Raw genomic sequence first — 23,037 nt, forward strand, 5'->3', positions numbered from 1 at the left:
GAGCAAATCGCGCACGGCTCTAGCTTGCAGCTTGAGGCTTGTAGCTTGCAGCTGCGCGCAAAGGCGCGCTTCAATCCTGCTCGGCGATGCTGGTCTTGCCCTGGCGGTTTTCGATGTCACCGATCAGGCGCTTGGCCAGCGCCGGGTAGTTTTCGTCGAAGTGATGCCCGCCAGGCAGCTTCAGGCGCTCGCCGACCGCAGTATGGTCGGTACAGCCGCTCTCGTCCGCCTCTTCCTCGCCATACACGCAGACCACCTTGGCGGCCGGCAATTTGGCCATCTCCGGTCCGGTCGGTGCTTCCTTGCCGGCATTGCCCAGCCAGCCCTCGACTTCGATTTCGAAGCTGCCGCTGCGGGCAAAGGCCAGCAGGATCACCGCATCGATGCGCTTCTGGTCTTCGGCTGGCAAGCGGTTGTAGATCGCCGGCAACACGTCGGCACCGAAGGAGTAGCCGGTCAGCACGAAGCGTTTGGTGCCCCACTTCTGCCGGTAGTGCTGCATCAGCTCGGAGAGGTCGATGGCGCTCTGCTCCGGGGTCTTGTGTTGCCAGTAGTAGCGCAGGGTGTCGATGCCGACCACCGGGTAGCCGAGCTTGGCCATCTCACCGGCCACGTCGCGGTCTAGGTCACGCCAGCCGCCATCGCCAGAAAGAAACAGGGTCACGGTATCGGTGGTCTGCCCGGCAGGCACCTCGACCACCGGGATGCTCATGGCGTTGCCATCCTCCCCCACCAGCGCCTGGGTCAGTTGGGCCTTGAGCACCTGTGGCAGATGGATGTCATAGTCGCTGATGCTGGTCTCGGCGTTCGGCTGGTCGCGGACGAACGCCGCGCTGGCGTCATCCGGGTTGTCGTTCCAGGCCACGCTCCAGTGGCCGTGGGCGGCAGACTTGGGCAGCGGCGTGGCGCAGCCGGGTTGTTCGAGCGTGAAGTCCACCGAGATTGCCTGGGCCTTGTCATCGGTCTGACTGGCGAGCCAGTTCCAGGCCTGGGCCGCTCCAGGACCGATCCCGGCCACCAGGGTCGGGGTACCCTGGAGTTGTTGCAGTGCTTGCTGCAGGGCTTGCTGCTGCTTGCTGCAATCGGCAGGTGGAAGGATCACCTGGACCATCTGCGCTTCACCGCTTTGGCTCAGGTCGAGCAGTTGCTTCTCGCTCAGGGCCTGGTCCTGGGGCACGGCGATGGCCACTCGCGCCTTGGTACGGGTGCCCGGGTTGACCCGGATCAGGCTGCTGCCATCGCTCAGGCTCAGGTGTTCCAGGCTCGCCTCGGGAGCCGGGCGGGTCCATAGCCAGAAGCCCAAAGCGGCAGCCAGCAAGGCCAACAGCAGGGGTACCAGTAGATACAGCCAGTAACGTCGAATCATCAGCGTTTCACCAATCCAGTCAGGCCGCCCGCGATCAGGGCGGCGGTGTCGGCCAGTGCCACCAGCGGATCGAGTCCGGCCGGCACGGCCATGTAGCGAGGTTCCCAGTCCGGCTGGAACTTGTCCTTGAAGCGGCGCAGCCCCTGGAAGTTGTAGAGTTGCTCGCCGCGCTGGAACACCATCGAGCCCAGGCGCTGGGTCAGTGGCGCGCCGCGCCGTGGTTGCAGCCCGGAAAGTGGCACCATACCCAGGCTGAAGCGCCCATAGCCGTGCTGCTTATAGTGCTGGATCAAGCCGATCATCATGTATTCCATGGTCAGCTTCGGCGCTTCGGGATGGGCGCGCATCAGGTCGAGGCTGGCCAGTTCCAGGCTGCGGGTTTCCAGCAGGTTGGCAAACGCTACCGGGCGCCCTTCGAAGCGGATCAGGGCAATGCGAAAGTGTTGCAGGTACTCAGGGCTGAAGCGGCCAAGGGAGAAGCCTTTCTCGCGCACGTTCTTGCCGCTGAGCCAGGCATCGGAGATGGCCTTGAGTTCTTCCAGCGGGGCTTGCCCCGGCTCGTGCACTTCGAGGCTGAGACCGTCGCGGCCGCCGCGGTTCCAGGTGTAGCGCAGGTCTTTCATTTCCTTGCCTTTGGCGTCGAGGTCAAAGCGCTTGAGGTCGACTCGGGCCTCTTCGCCCAGTTTGATTGCGGTCAGGCCGATGTCCATATAGAAGGGCAGGTTCTCCGCGCGCACCTGGTAGAACACCGGGCGGGCGTGATGCACGTCGCACAGGTCGCGGAACTGCCAGATCATCTCGGCGCGCTCATGTGCCGGGCCGATCGGGTCATACAGCGCCACCAGGCTGCGACCACGGCGGGCATACATGAGGAAGGCATCGTCATTGGGGTGGAACAGCAAGGCCTTGTCGCCGGTCAGTGCCAGGCCGCCGTCGGGTTGATCGGAGGCTTGCAGGATAGCGTTGGCGCGTTGCAGTTCTTCGCTCGTGGGCAGGTGGATGACTGGCCGTGCAGTGCGCAGCAACCAGGTCAGGGCGACGATCACCAGCAGCACCGCGCTGCCCAGTGCCGAGCGCAAGCCGCGTGGGGCATCGGCATCGAGGGTGAACTGCCACCAGAGTTGATGGCTGTACGGCACATCCTGATAGGCAAACAGCAGTAGCCATACCGACGCGCCCAGTACGCAGGCACTGGCGACAAGATAAACCGGTGAGAACGGCAGTTCCAGCAAGCGGCTGGGGCGGTAGAAGGAGCGCCGGAAGACGGCCAGCAGGCAGGCGGTAAAGGTCAGGATGCTGGCCTCTTCCCAGTCGAAGCCCTTGAGCAGCGAGAGCAGGGCGCCGACCAGCAAGAGGATGGTGGTCAGTATCCAGGCGGCCGACAGGCGCCGCCGCAGGCCCTGGGCCAGCAGCAGGCACAGTACGCCAATCAGGCTGGCGCCGAAGTGCGAGGCGTCGATCAATCGGTGCGGCACCAGGAACCCCAGGTGTTCCAGGCGCTCATCAATTTCCGGCGTGGCGCCTGAAAACAGCAGCACCACGCCGGAGAGAAACACCAGCACCGCCAGCACCGGGGCTGCCAGCCCGGATGCCGCCCTGATCGCCTGCTGGGCAAACAGCAGGCGCCTGGCTTCGCTGGCAAGCAGCAGGACGCAGGCCAGCAGCAGTGGCAATACCACGTAGATCAGGCGATACAGCAGCAGGGCGGCGGCCAGCGGCGCGGCCCCCAGCTGGTCGGCAAAGGCCGCCAGCAGGATCGCCTCGAAGACCCCGACGCCGCCGGGCACATGGCTGAGTACCCCGGCTGCCAGCGCCAGCAGATACACCAGCAGGAAGGCGCCAAACGGCGGCGCCTGCGGCAACAGCAGGTAAAGCACCGTGGCGGCAGCGGCAACGTCCAGGGCGGTAATCAGCAGTTGCAGCAGGCTCAGGCGCGCGCCGGGCAGGCGCAAGGTGCGCCGGCCTGCTTGCACCAGCAGGTTGTCAGCCAATGGTTGTTCGGGCAGTCGCCGACGGTACAGGCCATAGACCAGCGCCGCGCTCAGGCCAAGTACTGCCAGGGCGATCGCTGCCAGCAGCGCAGGCGACAGGTGCAAGGCTGAAGCGGTGGCAGGCAGGTTGCTCAAGGTTGCCAATGCCGCCAGGGGCGGCAAGGCGCAGCCAAGGGACAGGCTGGCAAACAAGGTCATCCGTGCCACTTCTGCGGCCCCGATACCGTGGCGGGCGTACAGGCGATAGCGCACCGAGCCACCGGACAGCAGCGACAGGCCGATGGCGTTGCCGATGGCAAAGGCACTGAAACCGCCCATGACCAGGGTGCGCGTCGGTAACTGAACGCCGGCGTAGCGGCTGGCCGACCACTCATAACCGAGCAGTATGACGAAGCCGGCAACCGTGGCCAGCAACGCGCCGGCCAATGCTGTTGGCGGCACGCTGAGCAGCGAATCGTGCAGGGCATAAATGTCCAGCTCGCTGAGCAGATGACGGCAGGCGATCAGTGCGACAGCGAACAGCAGCAAGGTCACGCCCAGGCCGATGGGCTGGCGGTACTTGCTCAGGCGTTCGAGCCAGCGCAGGCGATGCTCGGCATTGGGCAGTGCGGCAGTAACAGGAGCGTGTGTTTCGGGTGGCTGGGTGCGCATCAACCACCTCGTGGCTTGCGCGCGACAAGCAGGGTGTATCCGGTCAAAGTACCAATCCCTATGGAGACGTAATGGCCGGTATGATCGGGCCGCTGAGCACCTTGAGGATAGTTAAAGAAGTTTCATATTGCCTGAGCGGCAGGGGGAGGGCGCGGTAAGGGGAATTGCTTGAGGTACAGACGCAAAAAAGGCCACTTTTTTCAAAGTGGCCTTTTCTGTTGTTTGGTTGCGGGAGCCGGATTTGAACCGACGACCTTCGGGTTATGAGCCCGACGAGCTACCAGACTGCTCCATCCCGCGTCTGTGGGGCGGATTCTACAGCGTTGGGCTTGGCTGTCAACGCTTAATTGTTGATTTACAATAAAAAATTGCCTGGAGCTTTATTCCGGGCAAAGAAAAAGGCCACTCGTGAGAGTGGCCTTTCCTGAATCTGGTTGCGGGAGCCGGATTTGAACCGACGACCTTCGGGTTATGAGCCCGACGAGCTACCAGGCTGCTCCATCCCGCGCCTGTGGAATGAGATTCTACAGTTTTGCCCGTGGCTGTCAATAGCTCATTTACAGAAATCCTTTTTCCTTCAATCGCTTAGCGCGCCTGAAAAGGGCTGCAGGCTAGCTGGGGCGGGCCTTGCAGGGTATCTGGCGGAGAATAAATTAGTTGTGATGCGTGGGCCGCTATCGGGTGAGATACTGCTTACATCACTTTAAACCTGTTCTTACGCTACCTATGTCTCAACGCAAGATCATCCATATCGACTGCGATTGCTTCTACGCCGCCATCGAAATGCGCGACGACCCGCGTCTGGTCGGGCGGCCGTTGGCGGTGGGCGGTGCGGCGGAGCGGCGTGGGGTGATCGCTACCTGCAACTATGAGGCGCGGGCGTTCGGGGTGCGTTCGGCGATGTCCTCGCGGCATGCCCTCAAGCTGTGCCCGGACCTGTTGATCGTCAAGCCGCGCATGGATGCGTATAAGGAAGCCTCGCGAGAAATTCACAGTATCTTTCGCGAGTACACCGATCTGATCGAGCCCTTGTCACTGGATGAGGCTTACTTGGATGTGTCGGACAGTTCCTGGTTCGCCGGCAGCGCCACCCGTATTGCGGGGGATATTCGCCGTCGGGTTGCCCAGCAGTTGCATATCACCGTGTCAGCCGGCGTCGCGCCGAACAAGTTCCTGGCCAAGATCGCCAGCGACTGGCGCAAACCCAATGGGCTGTTTGTGGTCACCCCCAATGAGGTCGAGGACTTTGTTGCCGCCTTGCCGGTCAGCAAGCTGCACGGGGTAGGCAAGGTCACCGCTGACAAGATGGGCCGCCTGGGCATCAGCAATTGCCTGGAGCTGCGTGACTGGAGCCGTCTGGCCCTGGCCCGTGAATTCGGCAGTTTTGGTGAGCGGCTGTGGGGGTTGGCGCGAGGGATCGATGACCGACCGGTACAGAACGACAGTCGTCGTCAGTCGGTCAGCGTGGAAAACACCTACGATGCCGATCTGCCGGACCTGGCCAGCTGCCTGGAGAAACTCCCGGAGCTGATGGAAACCCTTGCCGGGCGTATGGCCCGTATCGACGACAGTTATCGCCCGGGCAAGCCGTTCGTTAAAGTGAAGTTCCATGATTTCAGCCAGACCACGCTTGAACAGTCAGGGGCGGGGCGTGACCTTGGCAGCTATCAGCAATTGCTCAGCCAGGCCTTTGCCCGTGGTGGCAAGCCGGTGAGGCTGTTGGGGATCGGCGTGCGCTTGCAGGATTTGCGCGGCGCCCATGAACAGCTGGAACTGTTCACTCAGGACTGAGGAGGGCAGCGCCAGCAGGCTGGCGCTATCCGGGTAACGCGCAGGTCAGTGTACGCCGGGGTCGGCAACCAGGCGGCCAGCGTCCTTGGTCAGCGACTTGAGGAATTCCTGTTGCAGTTCCGGATCATTGCGGGTCAGCTCGATCAGGCTTTGCTCCAGTTCACTGGCTTCTTCTTCCAGGCCCAGCTCCGACAGACGCTTGACCCGATGCACCCACTGGCTGACTTCATCGTCTTCCAGGTCATCGAAAATCAGTTCGTGGGCTTCCACCAGTTTGCCGCGCAAGTTGCTGCTGATCAGCAGGCTGGCATCGCCACGCACATTGGTGTCTTCATCCGCCACCTGCAGGTGCAGGGTGCCGATATGGGTCAGGTTCTGCTCGCTGAACGGGCTGTCGAGCAGGTTCAGCTGCAGTACGCCATTACGGTCGGTGGTCAGCTCGTGATTCACCTTGCCAGCCATGACCGTTACCGGCCGCTCGCTCCACGGCACGCTGGCGTACTCCTGACGCTTGTCCTTCTGCACCTCGGTGATGCCTGCCAGGTTCTGCTGCGCACGACCGTTGGACTGGGCGTTCATGAACGGGTTGAGGCCGTCGAAGCCATAGCTCAACCAGTCACGGGTAACGCTGTCGGGCAGGTTGCCCAGGGCAAAGACGTTGACCACGTTGGCGCCGACACCGGCAACCACCGCCACCGCGCCCAGCGGAATCTCGTAGACTTCGCGCCAGGGCTGGTAAGGCGTGTAGCGATCGTAGCGACGAGTCACTTCGAACTCGGTGACTTCGAAGTTCTTCTGCTCATGGATGCGCACACGCCGCTGCGGCAGTTCGAGTACCTTGGGGTCTCCGACATCGATCTGCAGGCTGTGTTCGAGCAGCTTGCGCTCGATGCGCTCCTCATGTTCGCTGCGCTGGGACATCTGGTTGGCGCAACCGCTGAGGAGCAGGGCGCCGCACAGTGCGGCGCCCCCCAGGTTGATGGTACTTCGCTTGAACATGATTACTCTTGCGTTGGCTTAGCGACGAATGCGGGCTTGCAGGAACGACAGCACCTCGGCCACTGGCAGCGGCTGTGCGTCACGCTCGGTACGGTGCTTGTATTCCAGGTTGCCGTCAGCCAGGCCGCGGTCGCTGACCACGATGCGGTGTGGAATGCCGATCAGTTCCATGTCTGCAAACTTGATCCCCGGGCTGGTTTTCTTGTCGCGGTCATCCAGCAGCACTTCAAAACCGGCGGCAGTCAGTTCGGCATACAGCTTGTCGGTGGCTTCGCGAACCTGTTCGGTTTCGTAGCGCAGCGGTACCAGGGCGATCTGGAACGGTGCCAGGGTATCGCTCCAGATGATGCCGTTCTCGTCGTAGTTCTGCTCGATGGCTGCGGCAACCACGCGCGATACGCCGATACCGTAGCAACCCATGCTCAGGGTCACTGGCTTGCCGTTCTCGCCCAGCACCTGGCACTTGAGTGCTTCGCTGTACTTGGTGCCGAGCTGGAAGATGTGCCCGACTTCGATGCCGCGCTTGATCACCAGGGTGCCCTGGCCATCCGGGCTTGGGTCGCCTTCGACGACGTTGCGCAGGTCGGCCACTTGCGGAACCGGCAGATCACGCTCCCAGTTGACGCCGAAGTAGTGCTTGTCGTCGATGTTGGCGCCAATGCCGAAGTCGCTCATCAGGGCGACCGAGCGGTCGATGATGCATGGCAGCGGCAGGTTCAGCGGGCCGAGGGAACCGGCGCCGGCGCCAATGGCGTTGCGCAGTTCTTCATCGCTGGCCATGACCAACGGGCTGGCAACCTCTGGCAGGTTGGCGGCCTTGATTTCGTTGAGTTCGTGGTCGCCACGGACGATCAGGGCAATCAGCTTGCCTTCTTCGGCGGCGTGGACGATCAGGGTCTTGACGGTCTTTTCGATCGCCAGTGCATAGTTTTCGACCAGTTGGGTGATGGTTTTGGCGTCCGGAGTGTCGACCAGGCGCAGCGCTTCGGTCGGCGCAGGGCGCTCGGTTTCCCGTGGGATGGCCTCGGCCTTCTCGATGTTGGCGGCGTAGTCGGAGCTGTCGCTGAAGATCACATCGTCTTCACCTGACTCGGCCAGCACGTGGAACTCGTGGGAGTAGCTGCCACCGATCGAGCCGGTGTCAGCCTGCACTGGGCGGAAGTCCAGGCCCAGGCGGGTAAAGATGTTGCTGTACGCCTGGTGCATGCGATCGTAGGTTTCCTGCAGGGAAGCCGGATCGGCATGGAAGGAGTAGGCGTCCTTCATGATGAACTCGCGACCCCGCATCAGGCCGAAGCGCGGACGGATCTCGTCACGGAACTTGGTCTGGATCTGGTACATGTTCAGTGGTAGCTGTTTGTAGCTGTTGAGTTCGTTGCGGGCCAGGTCGGTGATGACCTCTTCGTGGGTCGGGCCCACGCAGAACTCGCGACCGTGACGGTCCTTGAGGCGCAGCAGCTCGGGGCCGTACTGTTCCCAGCGGCCGGACTCTTGCCACAGCTCGGCAGGCTGGATGGCCGGCATCAGCACTTCAAGGGCGCCAGCGGCGTTCATTTCCTCGCGGACCACGGCTTCGACCTTGCGCATTACCCGCAGGCCCATCGGCAGCCAGGTATAAAGGCCGGATGCGAGCTTGCGGATCATGCCGGCACGCAGCATCAGCTGATGGCTGATGACGACCGCGTCGGAAGGAGTTTCTTTCTGGGTAGCGAGCAAATATTGACTGGTGCGCATGGTAGGCCGTTGTCGGTTGCTTAAGACTTTAAATGACCCCGCATTGTACGGGGGCGATTCGGTGACGTACAGGATGCCGGAGCGCGAAGGCATTGTCAGCCCGAATCGAGACAAGAAAAAGCCCGGCAGTGCCGGGCTTTTTCGTACTGGGGATACTGAAAGCCTAAGGCTTACAGGATGCTCAGCGGGTACTCGACGATCAGGCGCAGTTCGTCGATCGATGGCGAACCGTAGTAAACGCCGTCGCCGGAACGGTAGGTGGCTTGACGAATGCGGAAGCTCAGGTCTTTGGCCGGACCTTCCTGCAGGACGTACTTGGCCTCGATATCGCGTTCCCATTCCTTGCCGTTGTCGGTGCCTGTGACGTTGGCGCCGGTACCTTTGACATAACGGGTCATGAAGGTCAGGCCTGGAACGCCGTATTCGGCGAAGTTCAGGTCGTAACGTGCCTGGTAGGATTTCTCGTCTTCGGCGTTGAAGTCGGAACGGGCGATGGAGTTGGCCAGGAAAATGGTACCGCCGCCGTCGATGCCGTAGGCATAGTCGCCGTCACCGGTAACTTTCTGGTAGGCCAGGGTGAAGGTGTGCGCGCCAATGTTGTAGGCGCCCGACAGGCTGAACGCACGGTTATCAAGTTTGTCACCATCGAATGCGGTAACGTTGGCCGCGCCGTCGCTCTTGGTGTCATAAATGTTGAAGTCGAACACCAGGCCTTGCTTGTCGCTGATCGGCAGTGCCCAGTTGACGTTGGCGTAGTATTTGCGCCAGTAGTCTTCGACCTTGGAATAGTAGAGGCTGGTGCTCAGGGTGTCGGTGAAGGCATAGGTGCCGCCGAATACGTCGGCCTGGGTCAGGCCTGGGTTCTTGACCCAGGTAGTGCGGTTCTTGCCACCGATGCTGTCGTGGTAGGACTGCGATTGAGCATTCAGTGCTGTGAAGTGACCGGCGTTCAGCTCAAGGCCTTTGATTTCCTTGCTGGTAACCAGGAAGCCTTCGACGGTTTCCGGCAGCAGACGGCTGTCGTCGGTCGCCAGAACTGGCAGGGCGGTGAACTGGGTGCCGTATTTCAGCACGGTGTCGGAGATGCGGAACTTGACCGCCGCGCCACCTTCGGAGAACGAGTCTTGCGAACGGCCATCCTCGCCCAGCGGGAACTGGCCGGTGCCGGCGCGACCCTTGCCACTGTCCAGTTTCAGGCCGAGCATGCCGATGGCGTCGACACCGACACCTACGGTGCCTTGGGTAAAGCCCGACTGGAAGGTGCCGAGGAAGCCCAGGCCGGTTTCTTCAACGCGGCTTTGTTCATCATTAGGCACGTTACGGAAGTCACGGCTAAAATACAGCATGCGGGTTTTGACATTGAGCTTGCTGTCTTCAACAAAACCCTTGGACTCATCCTGAGAAGAGGCCACTGCCAATTGCGAGGTGCCGGCTGCAACAGCCAGGGCGATTATGCTCCACTTCATCACGCGCATCGTGATTTGCTCCTTTGGTTTTTAGGAAGAGTACTGCCGTCGCTGTTTGATTTTTTTATACAGCGCGGCTCTTTCTTTTTGTGTCGGCGGAAATGTATATCACGCTGACCATCGTTGGCGATATGGGGGCAAAGAACCTTTCGGTAACTTTACGGTCATGTCGCTAACCGTTATGTCCTTGTCGCAAATCACGCCCCGTTTTTTGCGGGCCGTACAACTCCAGCGCTGTTTCAGGCGGTTTAAGGATAGGTAAAAAACGCTAGCCCGCACCTTCTGAAACTCCCTGGTTACCCCATGCAGCTGTTGTTAATTTGTCGCCGCTCACCGCTTCAATGCAGATGGCGTGCCGACTGTGGTGGATGACAATGCAACAAGCGTGCACAAAATCGAACAGGGTTCACGAAATTTTCACTTTTCTGCAGTGCAGGGCGGCCAGGTGCCGAGAAACCGGGGGTCAAAGAACCTTTGGTTAGCCGTCGGCGCTTACCATGGAATAACTGAAAAAGTTGCCCGTAAAGTCAAAGCGTTACCGCTGAAGGCTAAAGCTGAGTAGTTTGTGGATGTTCGGTGGGCGAGGAGGGGATGGGTGGCTTCATTTTGGTGCGAAAAGTAGCGTTTTATCGATCGGGCACCGTAACACCCGTTCGTCTGCAGGCCTTTTTTCAGCCGGTAGGGGGCCAAAACAGTGCGTCTCTTCATTTATACGGCAGCAGGCAATGCCGCGGCAGCCGATCAGGAGTATCCTGCTGGCTGTGGCTCGCGGTGCTTGCGTGGGCGAGGTATTGTGCTGTTGTAGGAGATTTCGCTGTGTTTGTTCTGGATCAACGTCTTCAACAAGACACCTTGTGCCTGGGTGACTTTCCACTATGTCGCCTGCTGCTGAGCAAGGATGCCAACTATCCCTGGTTTATCCTGGTGCCGCGCCGTGCGGATATCAGTGAATTGTTTCAACTTGATGACAAAGATCAGCAGCAACTCTGGAAAGAAACTACAGCCTTGGCGCAGGTGCTCAAGGATACCTTTGCCGCCGACAAGATGAATGTGGCGACCCTCGGCAATGTAGTTAGCCAGCTACATATGCACGTCATTGTTCGTCGTCGCACTGATCCGGCCTGGCCGGCGCCTGTTTGGGGCAATAAGCCTGCGATTGAATATTCGCCACAACAGTTGGCCGATGTTCGTTTGCGCCTGGCCGAGGTCTTGGTTGACGATTTTCAGTTCATGGAGGCTTGAATCATGACCCTTGAAGCGCGGGTGACCGAGTTGGAAAGTCGGCTGGCCTTTCAGGACGATACCTTGCTGGCCTTGAACGATGTGCTGGTCGAGCAGCAGCGGGTCGTTGAGCGCCTGCAGTTGCAAATGGCGGCGCTGCTCAAGCGCTACGAAGAAATGGTCGGCCAGTACCAGGCCAGTGAAGAAGAAGCACCGCCGCCCCATTACTGATTCTGGGGTGTAAAAAAACCGCGATGGGCAGTGATGCCGTCGCGGTTTTTTTGTGGCTGGCGATCAGCGTCGTGGCGCGGCAATCACATCTTCGGCCTGCAGGCCCTTGTCACGGTTCATGACCGAGAACTCGACACGTTGACCTTCGACCAGGACACGATGGCCCTCGCCGCGAATGGCGCGAAAGTGAACGAAGATGTCATCGCCCGAGTCGCGGGAGATAAAGCCGAAACCCTTGGACGTGTTGAACCACTTCACGGTACCGGTATCACGATTGGACATGTCGTACTGGGTGTTCTGGCTGCGTGAGGCCGTGTTTTTGGCGAAGCCGGCAATCAGATGCAGGACGCTGGCCAGCAGGGCGCAGGCCAGCGCTGGCAGGTTGCCGAGCTCTGGACGGGCCAGCAGGGTCACGGTCTGCAGGATCACGGCAAGCACCAGCAAGGCGCTGGCAGCACGCTGCAGATGTTGCCGTACGCCCCGGTAATGCTGGGGAAGCACGGGAGCAATGACCAGGTTGAGCAGGCCGAAGAGTGCCAGATAAACGGCCTCCGGTTGCTGCAGGAAGGGAATGGCTTCGGTTCTGAGGCTGGGTATGAAGGACAGCAGCAAAGCTGCAACGCCCGTCAACAGGTGGACGATCTTGAACATGTTGGTTGGCTCACATTGATAAGGCGGATCACAGGAAGAGCTGACTTCACGGCGCGCACGGGTCAAAAAGCGCAAAAACGTGAAAAAGGTCAGCCTATGCGCCCGCGCAATGACAATCGGCGCGGGCGGCACGCTGCCTATTTAACAGCAAAGCCCCGGGCTTCTCAAATCAGTGGCCCACCGTGTGTCGCGCGGCCTGCAGCCCTGTGTCGCAGGCACGAGGCTGCAGGGGCTGAAAACTCTTGGTACAGTGGTTTGTACCCGCTTGATCAGCAAGCACTAAGCAAAGGGGAACTGCATGGCAATCGATATCGGTATCAGCGAAGAAGATCGCAAGTCCATCGTCGAGGGTTTGTCGCGCCTGTTGTCGGATACTTATGTACTTTATTTGAAGACCCACAACTTCCACTGGAATGTCACCGGCCCGGCGTTCCGTACCTTGCACCTGATGTTTGAAGAGCAGTACAACGAACTGGCCCTGGCCGTCGATTCAATTGCCGAGCGTATTCGCGCCCTCGGCTTCCCGGCGCCCGGCGCTTATTCGATCTATGCGCGGCTTTCCTCTATCAAGGAGGAGGAGGGCGTGCCGGCCGCCGACGAAATGATCAAGCAACTGGTAGAGGGCCAGGAGGCGGTCACCCGCACGGCGCGCAGCATCTTCCCGGTGCTCGACAAGGTCAGCGACGAGCCGACCGCCGACCTGCTCACCCAGCGCATGCAGGTGCATGAAAAGACCGCCTGGATGCTGCGCTCTCTGCTCGAAGGAAAGTGATCTTCGCGTTTCTCGAGCCCACTGCAAACGCCCGAACTTGTTGTTGAGTTCGGGCGTTTTAGTTCGTGTGGAAGTGGTTTCCGGTGTTTCAAGTACCGGGTTTATTACCGAGTCTTCCTACAGGCAGAGTGAGTGAGTCTGCTGGCACCGACCGACGGCACGGCGCTTTATTAAGGGCATGTTCCGGCGTGCACAGCGCACGCGGGTTTGTTTCCCGGTTAAAACAGTGGCGTGGTACGACTATGTCGGCATGGATGAACCATACAGGGCGCACAGGTGGTGCGCACAAGGAAGGCGTCGATCCGTTCGAGGCAGATTTCAATATGGGCCTGGCCCAGCCGTTATCGCGTTCGGTGCGCCTGAACGGCTTTGCCACCTGCCTGCGCCTTGAGGAGATCTACTGGACCATTCTCGAGCGCATCGCCGAGGCCAACCAGTGCACGGTCAACGCGGTGCTGTCGTATGTAGACCGTGAGGTTCACTTGCGTCATGGCGGGGTTAAAAATTTCAGCGGGCTGATCCGCGTGGTCTGCGTGGTCTACCTGTTGGGGGCGAAGGTGACACGCTAGTCGGTTGCCGGGCTGCACAGCACTCCTTAACCATATATAATCCCGCGCTTTACTGCCTGAACCAGCCTGCGCTGTGGTTAACGAGACACGCCTATGCCCATGTACGACTATCAATGTGCTTCCTGCAACCGCCAGATGGAAGCCCTCCAGAAGCTCAGTGCCGCACCGCTGACCGATTGTCCGGCGTGTGAGCAGCCTGCGTTGAAGAAGCTGATCTCGGCCCCGGGGTTCCGCCTGGGCGGTACGGGCTGGTACGAAACCGACTTCAAGACCGGTGCGAAAAAGAACCTGGCAGGCGGCGACAAGGCCGACTGAGTTGATTGCCCCGGCAGGGTCTTGCACTATTAGCCCTTTGGGGCTGCAGGGCCTCCACTGAACATACGAATGACGAGAAGCGAAACCACCATCATGATGCGCAGCCATTATTGCGGCCAACTGAACGAGAGCCTGGAAGGTCAGGAAATTACCCTTTGCGGATGGGTCCATCGTCGCCGCGACCACGGCGGGGTGATTTTCCTCGATATCCGTGATCGCGAAGGCATGGCCCAGGTCGTCTTCGACCCGGATCGCGCAGCAAGCTTCGCCGCCGCCGATCGCGTGCGCAGCGAATACGTGGTGCAGATCACCGGCAAGGTGCGTCCGCGTCCGGCGGGTGCGGTCAACGCCAACATGGCGTCTGGCGCCATCGAAGTGCTGGGTTACGAGCTGACCGTACTGAACGAAGCAGAAACGCCGCCGTTCCCGCTCAACGAATACTCCGACGTTGGCGAAGAAACCCGCCTGCGCTATCGCTTCATCGACCTGCGTCGCCCGGAAATGGCCGAGAAGCTGCGCCTGCGCTCGCGGATCACTACCAGCATCCGCCGCTTCCTCGATGAAAACGGCTTCCTCGACGTCGAAACGCCGATCCTCACCCGTGCCACCCCCGAGGGCGCGCGTGACTACCTGGTGCCAAGCCGTACCCACGCCGGCAGCTTCTTCGCCTTGCCGCAATCGCCGCAGCTGTTCAAGCAACTGCTGATGGTGGCCGGCTTCGACCGCTACTACCAGATCGCCAAGTGCTTCCGTGACGAAGACCTGCGCGCCGACCGTCAGCCGGAATTCACCCAGATCGACATCGAGACCAGCTTCCTCGATGAGTCCGAGATCATGGGCCTGACCGAAAGCATGATCCGCAAGCTGTTCAAGGAAGTCCTGGACCTGGAATTCGGCGAATTCCCGCACATGACCTTTGAAGAAGCCATGCGTCGCTACGGCTCCGACAAGCCGGACCTGCGTATCCCGCTGGAACTGGTCGACGTTGCCGACCAGCTCAAGGAAGTCGAATTCAAGGTCTTCAGCGGCCCGGCCAACGATCCGAAGAGCCGCGTTGCCGCCCTGCGCGTGCCGGGTGGCGCGAGCATGCCGCGCAGCCGCATCGACGAGTACACCAAGTTCGTGGGCATCTACGGTGCCAAGGGCCTGGCGTACATCAAGGTCAACGAGCGCGCCAAGGGCGTCGACGGCCTGCAGTCGCCGATCGTCAAGAACATCCCTGAGGCCAACCTCAACGTGATCCTTGATCGCGTGGGAGCGGTCGATGGTGACATCGTGTTCTTCGGCGCCGACAAGGCCAAGATCGTCAGCGAGGCGCTGGGCGCCCTGCGCATCAAGGTCGGTAACGATTTCAACCTGCACACCTGCGAGTGGGCTCCGATGTGGGTGGTTGACTTCCCGATGTTCGAAGAGAACGACGACGGCAGCTTCACCGCCCTGCATCACCCGTTCACCGCGCCAAAATGCAGCCCCGAAGAGCTGGAGGCCAATCCGGCCACCGCGCTGTCGCGTGCCTACGACATGGTCCTCAACGGTACCGAGCTGGGTGGCGGTTCGATCCGTATTCACCGCAAAGAGATGCAACAGGCGGTCTTCCGTCTGCTGGGTATCGAAGCGGCTGAACAGGAAGAGAAATTCGGCTTCCTGCTCGACGCCCTGAAGTTCGGCGCACCGCCGCACGGCGGCCTGGCCTTCGGCCTGGACCGTCTGGTGATGCTGATGACCGGCGCCCAGTCGATTCGCGAAGTGATTGCCTTCCCGAAAACCCAGAGCGCCGCGTGCGTCATGACCCAGGCCCCGGGCCTGGTCGATGCCAAGGCCCTGCGTGAGTTGCATATCCGTCTGCGCGAACAGCCCAAGGCTGAGTAAGCGGACCCCGGGCGCATCCACATGGATGCGCCTTTGCGTTAAGGCGCATGAATTTCAAGGTCTCGGTCGGGCATGAGCGCGGCCGGGGCGTGGCATTGTTACAAAGGATTCGGAGTGCGTTATGGCTGGTCATTCCAAGTGGGCAAACATCAAGCACCGCAAAGAGCGCCAGGATGCCAAGCGAGGCAAGATCTTCACCAAGTGGATTCGTGAGCTGACCGTTGCCGCCAAGCAGGGCGGTGGCGACCCGGCCTCCAACCCGCGCTTGCGCCTGGCCCTGGACAAGGCGCTGGGAGCGAACATGAGCCGCGACATCATCGACCGGGCGGTTGCCCGTGGTGCTGGCACGGCCGAAGCCGACAACGTCGAAGAACTCAGCTACGAAGGTTACGGCCCCGGTGGCGTGGCGATCATGGTCGAGGCCATGACCGACAACCGCAACCGTACCGCAGCTGCGGTGCGTCATGCCTTCAGCAAATGCGGTGGTAACCTCGGTACTGATGGCTCGGTGGCCTACCTGTTCGAGCGCAAGGGGCAGATCAGTTTTGCCGCTGGCGTCGACGAAGATGCGCTGATGGAAGCGGCGATGGAGGCCGATGCCGACGACGTGGTCAGCAACGACGACGGCTCGTTCGATGTCTTCACCTCGTTCAACAGCTTCTATGCCGTGCGTAATGCCCTGGAAGAGGCCGGTTTCAAGGCTGCCGACGCCGAAATCGTCATGCAGCCGACCACCAGTGCCGAACTCGACCTGGACGGCGCGCAGAAGGTACTCAAGCTGATCGACATGCTTGAAGACCTGGACGACGTGCAGAACGTCTACTCCAATGCCGAAATTCCTGACGAAGTCATGGAGCAGCTCGGCTAAGCTTCGCTTCTGGTTTGTCCGAGGCCGGATCCGCCTGCAGATGCATTGCACCTGCGAGCCGGTCCGGCTTCTGTTTTTAGTACGGCGCGATCACGCGTCATTGAGTATGCAGGCGTTATGACTCTGATTCTTGGCATCGACCCTGGCTCGCGCATCACCGGCTATGGCGTGGTGCGCCATACTGGGCGCGGCTGCGAGTATGTGGCGTCCGGCTGTATCCGTACCGGCGCGGGCGAGCTGCCGGAGCGACTGCAGATCGTGTTTCGTGGCGTGCGCGAGATCATTCGCCAGCACGGCCCGGTGACCATGGGCATCGAGCGGGTGTTCATGGCACGCAACGCCGATTCGGCGCTCAAGCTCGGCCAGGCCCGCGGCGCGGCCATCGTCGCCGCCATCGAAGAAGGCCTGGAGATTGCCGAGTACAGCGCCACCCAGGTCAAGCAGGCGGTTGCCGGCACGGGGGGCGCCAACAAGGAGCAGGTGCAGATGATGGTCATGCATCTGCTTAAACTGACGCAGAAACCGCAGATCGACGCCTCCGACGCCCTGGCCATCGCCTTGTGCCACGCCCATACCCGCTCAAGCCTGGTGCCCCATGGCCTGGGGGCGGCGCGCAGTCGCAGTGGGCGTTTGCGGCTCTGATAGCATCATCTGCTGAAACACATTTTGCCCGGGCAATGCCATCGGCCATTGCATTTGCTGTTAGGGTTGACCGGTCGTTTGCCGGTGCCCAAGAGGAAGGATCGGAACGTGATTGGACGTTTGCGCGGAACCCTGGCTGAAAAGCAGCCGCCGCACCTGATTGTCGATGTCAACGGCCTGGGCTACGAGCTCGAAGTGCCGATGACCACCCTGTACCGTCTGCCCAAGGTCGGTGAAGTGGTGACCTTGCACACCCACCTGGTGGTGCGCGAGGACGCTCATCTGTTGTATGGCTTTCATGAAAAGCGCGAGCGCGAGCTGTTTCGCGAGCTGATCCGTCTCAATGGCGTGGGTCCCAAACTGGCCCTGGCATTGATGTCGGGCCTGGAGGTCGACGAACTGGTACGCTGTGTCCAGGCCCAGGATGCTTCGGCCCTGGTCAAGGTCCCGGGGGTTGGTAAAAAGACGGCTGAGCGCCTGCTGGTCGAGCTCAAGGATCGTTTCAAGGCCTGGGAAACCTCTCCGGCCATGTTTGCCCTTGTGCCCAATGGTCCGCTACCGATTGCCAGCGTCTCCAGCGCCGAAGCGGATGCCGTCAGCGCGCTGATTTCCCTGGGCTACAAGCCTCAGGAAGCCAGCAAGGCCGTGGCCGCGGTGGATGCCAAGGGTCTGAGCAGCGAAGAGCTGATTCGTCGCAGTCTGAAGGGAATGATCTAAGTGATTGAAGCTGACCGCCTGATAGCCGCCACCGGACGTGACCGTGAAGAGGTCCAGGACCGGGCGATCCGCCCCTTGCGCCTGGCCGAATACATCGGCCAGCCGGTGGTGCGTGAGCAGATGGCCTTGTTCATCGAGGCTGCCCGTGGGCGCAACGAGTCCCTCGACCACACCCTGATCTTCGGTCCGCCGGGGCTGGGCAAGACCACCCTGGCCAACATCATCGCCCAGGAAATGGGCGTGTCGATCAAGAGCACCTCAGGGCCGATCCTCGAGCGTCCGGGGGACCTGGCCGCTTTGCTGACCAACCTCGAGCCTCACGATGTGCTGTTCATCGACGAAATCCATCGCCTGTCGCCCATCGTCGAAGAAGTGCTGTACCCGGCCATGGAAGACTTCCAGCTCGATATCATGATCGGTGAGGGGCCGGCGGCGCGCTCGATCAAGCTCGACCTGCCACCCTTTACCCTGGTCGGCGCCACCACTCGGGCCGGCATGCTGACCAACCCGCTACGCGACCGTTTCGGCATCGTCCAGCGCCTTGAGTTCTACAACACCGAGGACCTGGCGACCATCGTCAGCCGTTCCGGTGGCATTCTCGGCTTGCCGATCGAAGACGAAGGCGCCTTCGAGATCGCCCGCCGGGCCCGTGGCACGCCGCGGATCGCCAATCGCCTGCTGCGGCGGGTGCGCGACTACGCCGAGGTGCGCGGCAAGGGCCATATCACCAAGCCGGTCGCCGACATGGCGCTGAACCTGCTGGATGTCGACGAGCGCGGCTTCGACCACCAGGACCGGCGCCTGCTGCTGACCATGATCGAGAAGTTCGATGGCGGCCCGGTCGGGGTCGACAGCCTGGCTGCGGCCATCAGTGAAGAGCGCCACACCATCGAGGATGTGCTCGAACCCTACCTGATCCAGCAGGGCTACATCATGCGCACGCCACGGGGGCGGGTGGTTACCCGTCACGCCTACCTGCATTTCGGCCTGAACATCCCCAACCGCCTGGGCGAATCGATCAGTGGCGAGGGTTTTTCTGCCCAGACCGATGAATGACAGATTTATCCAGCGTTTCTGTGGTCCTAACCGCGGGCATGCCTCAGTCGCGCTGGCAATACGACATAATCGATGAAAAACAGTTGCCGGGGCGGATTGGCAAGCTGAGGAGTTAGCACTAGAGTATGCGCGCGCAAAATGAGCTAGAGCCGTTCGCACATCGTTGTCGTGTCTATTACGAAGATACCGATGCCGGCGGCGTGGTGTATTACGTCAATTACCTGAAATTCATGGAACGTGCCCGCACCGAGCGGTTGCGTGACCTGGGCTTTGCCCAGTCGGCACTGGCGCAGGACAACCTGCTGTTCGTGGTCCACTCCAGCGAGGCGCGCTATCACGCGCCAGCGCGATTGGACGACGAATTGCGGGTTACCGCGCACGTGCTTGAATTGAACCGCGCCAGCCTGCGCTTCGTGCAGCAGGTATGGCGCGAAAAAGATGCAACGCTGCTCTGTGAGGGGCAGTTCCTGGTGGCCTGTGTGCGCGCCGATACTTTCAAACCCCGGGCCATCCCCCAAGCGCTGCGCGCGGCCTTTGCCGAGGCGGGCGATCCGGGTACTCATTCAAATGCAGGAGATTAAGCGTGGAAGCTAACGTCGTCGACCATACCTCCATGTGGAGCCTGGTCAGCAATGCCAGCATCGTGGTACAGCTGGTCATGCTGATTCTGGTGGCCGCATCGGTAACGTCATGGATCATGATTTTTCAGCGCAGCACCATGCTGCGCGCCGGTCGTCGTGCGCTGGACAGCTTTGAAGAGCGCTTCTGGTCGGGTATCGACCTGTCCAAGCTGTACCGTCAGGCTGGCAGCAACCCGGACCCGGATTCGGGCGTAGAACAGGTGTTCCGCGCCGGCTTCAAGGAATTCTCGCGTCTGCGTCAGCAGCCGGGCGTCGACCCCGATGCGGTCATGGAAGGCGTTGGCCGGGCCATGCGCGTCGCCATCTCCCGTGAAGAAGAGAAGCTCGAGCAGAGCCTGCCGTTCCTCGCCACTGTCGGTTCGACCAGCCCGTACATCGGCCTGTTCGGTACTGTCTGGGGCATCATGAACTCGTTCCGCGGCCTGGCCTCGGCGCAGCAAGCGACCCTGGCCACCGTGGCCCCGGGTATCGCCGAAGCCCTGATCGCCACCGCGATCGGCCTGTTCGCCGCGATCCCTGCGGTTATTGCCTACAACCGTTTCGCTGCCCGCAGTGAAGTCTTGATCGGCCGCTACTACACGTTCGCCGACGAGTTCCAGGCCATCCTGCACCGTAAAGTGCACACCAGCGAAGAGTGATCAGGTAAAAGCCCATGGCCCGAGTTCGCCACAAACGCAAGCCGGTCGCCGAAATGAACGTGGTGCCATACATCGACGTGATGCTGGTACTGCTGGTGATTTTCATGGTGACCGCACCGATGCTCAACCAGGGCGTGAAGGTCGACCTGCCCAAGGTTTCCAGCGAAGCCTTGCCGCAGGACAACAACACCCAGGTCCTGACCATTTCGATCAAGGCTGACAAGACCTACTACTGGAACCTTGGCAGCGAAGTCGACACCGACAAGCAGATGGACAAGGCCATGACCTTGCCGCAAATGACCGACGCCGTGACCAAGATCATCGGCGCCGGCCGTGACCAGGGCAAGCAGACCCAGGTCTTCATCCGTGGCGACAAGTCCGTCGACTACGGCGCGGTCATGGGTGCCATGGGCGGGTTGCAGAAGGCAGGTGTCGGTAACGTTGGCCTGATTACCGAGGCGCCCTGATGCAACAGCGAGAGCCATCCGCCTCGGAAAGCTATTTCTGGCCCAGCGTCTGGGCCATTGCGCTGCACGTTCTGGTGTTCGGCATGCTGTTCGTCAGTTTTGCCATGACCCCGGAACTGCCGCCGGCCAAGCCTATTGTCCAGGCAACCCTGTACCAGCTCAAATCCAAGAGTCAGGCCACCACCCAGACCAATCAGAAGATTGCCGGTGAAGCCAAGAAGACTGCTTCGCGTCAAACCGAAGAAGAGCAGATGGAGCAGAAGAAGGTCGAGCAGCAGGCAGTGAAGGCTGCGGAACAAAAGAAAGAAGAAGCGGCTCAAAAGGCCGAAGAGGCGCGAGCCGAAGCCGAAGCGAAAAAAGCCGAACAAGCCGAGAAGGCTGAAGAAGCGAAGAAAACCGCCGAAGCCAAGAAGGCCGAAGAGGCGAAAAAGGCCGCCGAGAAGCAACAGGCCGACATCGCCAAGAAGAAGGCCGAAGAGGAAGCCAAGAAAAAGGCTGACGAAGAGGCCAAGAAGCAGGCGGCTGAAGAAGCCAAGAAAAAAGCAGCCGAGGACGCCAAGAAGAAGGCGGCCGAGGATGCCAAGAAGAAAGCAGTGGCCGAGGAAGCGAAGAAAAAGGCCGCTGAAGACGCCAAGAAGAAAGCTGCAGCCGATGCGGCCAAGAAGAAGGCACAGGATGCAGCCCGCAAGGCGGCGGAAGACAAGAAAGCCCAGGCCCTGGCCGAGCTTCTGTCCGACACCACCGAACGGCAGCAAGCCCTGGCTGACGAGCAGGGTGATCAGGTAGCCGGCGACTTCGACGATCTGATTCGTGCACGTGCGGCCGAGGGTTGGGCACGTCCACCTTCTGCGCGCAAGAACATGACGGTGGTCCTGCAGATCGGCATGTTGCCGGATGGCACCATTACCTCGGTGAGCGTAGCCCGCTCCAGTGGTGACGGTCCGTTTGACAGCTCGGCTGTGGCAGCGGTCAAGAACATTGGTCGTTTAACCGAAATGCAGGGCTTGAAACCGAGCGAATTCAATCCCTATCGTTCATTCAAGATGACATTCACACCTGAGGATCTAGCCTTGTGATTAACCTTCTTCGAGGACTGCTGGTCGTTCTCTGCTGCGCAGCAGGGTTGGCCGTAGCAGATGAAAAGAACATTCTGGTCACCAGCGGTAGCGATCGCGCCACGCCGATCGCCGTCGTGCCGTTCGGTCTGCAGGGCGGCAGCGTGCTGCCTGAAGACATGGCTGACATCATTGGTAATGACCTGCGCAACTCCGGTTATTACTCGCCGATCCCTCGGCAGAACATGATCAGCCAGCCGAGCCAGGCCAGCGAAGTGATCTTCCGCGACTGGAAAGCCCTGGGCGCCCAGTACGTGATGGTCGGCAGCATTGTGCCAGCGGGCGGTCGCCTGCAGGTGCAGTACACCCTGTTCAACGTCGCCACCGAGCAGCAAGTGCTGACCGGCAGCGTCTCGGGCGGCGTCGATCAACTGCGCGACATGTCGCACTACATCGCCGACCAGTCGTTCGAAAAACTCACCGGCATCAAGGGTGCGTTCTCCACCCGCATGCTCTACGTGACCGCCGAGCGCTTCTCGACCAACAACACCCGTTACACCCTGCAGCGTTCGGACTACGACGGTGCGCGGGCGGTAACCCTGCTGCAATCGCGTGAGCCGATCCTGTCGCCGCGCTTTGCACCAGACGGCAAGCGTATTGCCTACGTGTCGTTCGAGCAGAAGCGTCCGCGCATCTTCGTTCAGCACATCGATACCGGCCGCCGTGAGCAGATCACCAACTTCGAAGGCCTCAACGGTGCGCCAGCCTGGTCGCCGGATGGTTCGCGCCTGGCGTTCGTGCTGTCCAAGGACGGTAACCCGGACATCTACGTGATGAACATGGGCTCGCGCCAGCTGTCGCGCGTGACTGCAGGTCCTGGTATCAATACCGAACCGTTCTGGGGTAAAGATGGCTCGACTATCTACTTCACCTCCGACCGTGGTGGTAAACCACAAATCTACAAAACCAATGTTTCCGGCGGTGGTGCAGAGCGGGTAACTTTTGTGGGTAACTACAACGCCAACCCTAAACTGTCGGCGGATGAAAAGACCCTGGTGATGATTCATCGCCAACAAGGTTTCACCAACTTCAAAGTGGCTGCACAAGATTTGCAACGCGGTAGTGTAAAGATTCTCTCCGAGACCAGTCTTGATGAGTCACCCACTGTTGCGCCCAACGGCACCATGCTAATCTACGCCACCCGCCAGCAGGGCCGGGGAGTCTTGATGCTCGTCTCTCTCAATGGACGCGTGAGGCTCCCGCTTCCTACCGCTCAAGGCGAAGTCAGAGAACCGTCCTGGTCCCCTTACCTGAACTGACGCGGCGC

22 protein-coding genes and 2 tRNA genes are annotated in these 23,037 nt (G+C 60.8%); 16 read left to right on the top strand and 8 right to left on the bottom strand.

The features are described 5' to 3' along the window. Positions 1–70 precede the first annotated feature (70 nt). From BV82_RS06855 to BV82_RS06870, 4 genes are all read right to left on the bottom strand, one after another. On the bottom strand, positions 71–1,366 hold the full coding sequence (locus BV82_RS06855; RefSeq protein WP_036994123.1) for a virulence factor family protein: 1,296 nt from the start codon (positions 1,364–1,366) through the stop codon (positions 71–73). Continuing rightward, entirely contained in the window at positions 1,366–4,008 is a 2,643-nt protein-coding gene (gene mprF / locus BV82_RS06860) for a bifunctional lysylphosphatidylglycerol flippase/synthetase MprF (protein WP_036994126.1), read from the bottom strand. The genes BV82_RS06855 and mprF overlap by 1 nt, the downstream gene beginning before the upstream one ends. A gap of 223 nt (positions 4,009–4,231) precedes the next feature. Next, a tRNA-Met gene (locus BV82_RS06865) sits at positions 4,232–4,308 on the bottom strand. 131 nt (positions 4,309–4,439) lie between these two features. Beyond that, positions 4,440–4,516 (bottom strand) — tRNA-Met (locus BV82_RS06870). Positions 4,517–4,734: 218 nt separating this feature from the next. Between BV82_RS06870 and dinB the strand changes: the two genes are divergently transcribed. Beyond that, positions 4,735–5,799, top strand: coding sequence for a DNA polymerase IV (gene dinB / locus BV82_RS06875; protein WP_036994128.1), 1,065 nt, complete (start codon positions 4,735–4,737; stop codon positions 5,797–5,799). A gap of 45 nt (positions 5,800–5,844) precedes the next feature. On the opposite strand, the gene BV82_RS06880 is transcribed toward dinB, so the two are convergent. From BV82_RS06880 to BV82_RS06890, 3 genes are all read right to left on the bottom strand, one after another. Next, positions 5,845–6,798: a lipoprotein gene (locus BV82_RS06880; RefSeq protein WP_036994131.1), complete on the bottom strand. Its 954-nt coding sequence runs from the start codon at positions 6,796–6,798 to the stop codon at positions 5,845–5,847. An 18-nt stretch (positions 6,799–6,816) separates the two neighbouring features. Beyond that, entirely contained in the window at positions 6,817–8,532 is a 1,716-nt protein-coding gene (locus tag BV82_RS06885) for a proline--tRNA ligase (RefSeq protein ID WP_010224734.1), read from the bottom strand. A gap of 170 nt (positions 8,533–8,702) precedes the next feature. After that, positions 8,703–10,007 (bottom strand): OprD family porin, encoded by a 1,305-nt coding sequence (locus tag BV82_RS06890; RefSeq protein WP_036994133.1) that lies wholly within the window; start codon positions 10,005–10,007, stop codon positions 8,703–8,705. An 807-nt stretch (positions 10,008–10,814) separates the two neighbouring features. Here BV82_RS06890 and BV82_RS06895 point away from each other — a divergent pair. Further along, positions 10,815–11,240, top strand: a complete 426-nt coding sequence (locus BV82_RS06895; protein ID WP_010224730.1) for an HIT family protein — start codon at positions 10,815–10,817, stop codon at positions 11,238–11,240. 3 nt (positions 11,241–11,243) lie between these two features. Beyond that, complete coding sequence (locus tag BV82_RS06900; RefSeq protein WP_010224728.1) at positions 11,244–11,450, top strand: SlyX family protein; 207 nt, start codon at positions 11,244–11,246, stop codon at positions 11,448–11,450. Positions 11,451–11,513: 63 nt separating this feature from the next. On the opposite strand, the gene BV82_RS26495 is transcribed toward BV82_RS06900, so the two are convergent. After that, positions 11,514–12,101 (bottom strand): cold-shock protein, encoded by a 588-nt coding sequence (locus BV82_RS26495; protein ID WP_036994135.1) that lies wholly within the window; start codon positions 12,099–12,101, stop codon positions 11,514–11,516. Positions 12,102–12,399: 298 nt separating this feature from the next. Between BV82_RS26495 and BV82_RS06910 the strand changes: the two genes are divergently transcribed. From BV82_RS06910 to tolB, 13 genes are all read left to right on the top strand, one after another. Beyond that, positions 12,400–12,873, top strand: a complete 474-nt coding sequence (locus tag BV82_RS06910) for a Dps family protein (RefSeq protein ID WP_010223201.1) — start codon at positions 12,400–12,402, stop codon at positions 12,871–12,873. Between the two features lie 242 nt (positions 12,874–13,115). Next, on the top strand, positions 13,116–13,442 hold the full coding sequence (locus BV82_RS06915; RefSeq protein WP_026001328.1) for a ribbon-helix-helix domain-containing protein: 327 nt from the start codon (positions 13,116–13,118) through the stop codon (positions 13,440–13,442). 93 nt (positions 13,443–13,535) lie between these two features. Next, complete coding sequence (locus BV82_RS06920) at positions 13,536–13,757, top strand: FmdB family zinc ribbon protein (RefSeq protein ID WP_036994138.1); 222 nt, start codon at positions 13,536–13,538, stop codon at positions 13,755–13,757. A gap of 93 nt (positions 13,758–13,850) precedes the next feature. Further along, the gene (aspS, locus tag BV82_RS06925; RefSeq protein WP_010223198.1) at positions 13,851–15,626 is read left to right on the top strand and encodes an aspartate--tRNA ligase; all 1,776 of its coding nucleotides are present in this window, start codon (positions 13,851–13,853) and stop codon (positions 15,624–15,626) included. A gap of 121 nt (positions 15,627–15,747) precedes the next feature. After that, positions 15,748–16,494 carry a YebC/PmpR family DNA-binding transcriptional regulator gene (locus tag BV82_RS06930; protein ID WP_010223197.1) on the top strand — a complete coding sequence of 249 codons (747 nt, stop codon included), beginning with the start codon at positions 15,748–15,750 and terminating at the stop codon, positions 16,492–16,494. Positions 16,495–16,611: 117 nt separating this feature from the next. Continuing rightward, a complete protein-coding gene (ruvC, locus tag BV82_RS06935) occupies positions 16,612–17,136 on the top strand; it encodes a crossover junction endodeoxyribonuclease RuvC (RefSeq protein WP_010223196.1) in 525 nt (174 codons plus the stop codon). A gap of 108 nt (positions 17,137–17,244) precedes the next feature. Further along, entirely contained in the window at positions 17,245–17,853 is a 609-nt protein-coding gene (gene ruvA, locus BV82_RS06940) for a Holliday junction branch migration protein RuvA (RefSeq protein WP_010223195.1), read from the top strand. Next, entirely contained in the window at positions 17,854–18,909 is a 1,056-nt protein-coding gene (ruvB, locus tag BV82_RS06945; protein ID WP_010223194.1) for a Holliday junction branch migration DNA helicase RuvB, read from the top strand. Between the two features lie 125 nt (positions 18,910–19,034). Beyond that, positions 19,035–19,490 (top strand): tol-pal system-associated acyl-CoA thioesterase, encoded by a 456-nt coding sequence (gene ybgC, locus BV82_RS06950; protein ID WP_010223193.1) that lies wholly within the window; start codon positions 19,035–19,037, stop codon positions 19,488–19,490. Between the two features lie 2 nt (positions 19,491–19,492). Next, complete coding sequence (tolQ, locus tag BV82_RS06955; protein WP_010223192.1) at positions 19,493–20,188, top strand: protein TolQ; 696 nt, start codon at positions 19,493–19,495, stop codon at positions 20,186–20,188. A 14-nt stretch (positions 20,189–20,202) separates the two neighbouring features. Continuing rightward, positions 20,203–20,655 carry a protein TolR gene (gene tolR, locus BV82_RS06960; protein WP_010223191.1) on the top strand — a complete coding sequence of 151 codons (453 nt, stop codon included), beginning with the start codon at positions 20,203–20,205 and terminating at the stop codon, positions 20,653–20,655. Beyond that, the gene (gene tolA / locus BV82_RS06965; RefSeq protein ID WP_010223190.1) at positions 20,655–21,731 is read left to right on the top strand and encodes a cell envelope integrity protein TolA; all 1,077 of its coding nucleotides are present in this window, start codon (positions 20,655–20,657) and stop codon (positions 21,729–21,731) included. The genes tolR and tolA overlap by 1 nt, the downstream gene beginning before the upstream one ends. Beyond that, positions 21,728–23,029 (top strand): Tol-Pal system beta propeller repeat protein TolB, encoded by a 1,302-nt coding sequence (tolB, locus tag BV82_RS06970; protein ID WP_010223189.1) that lies wholly within the window; start codon positions 21,728–21,730, stop codon positions 23,027–23,029. The genes tolA and tolB overlap by 4 nt, the downstream gene beginning before the upstream one ends. Positions 23,030–23,037 lie beyond the last annotated feature (8 nt).

The organism is Pseudomonas donghuensis, from assembly GCF_000696345.2.
Classification (GTDB): domain Bacteria; phylum Pseudomonadota; class Gammaproteobacteria; order Pseudomonadales; family Pseudomonadaceae; genus Aquipseudomonas; species Aquipseudomonas donghuensis.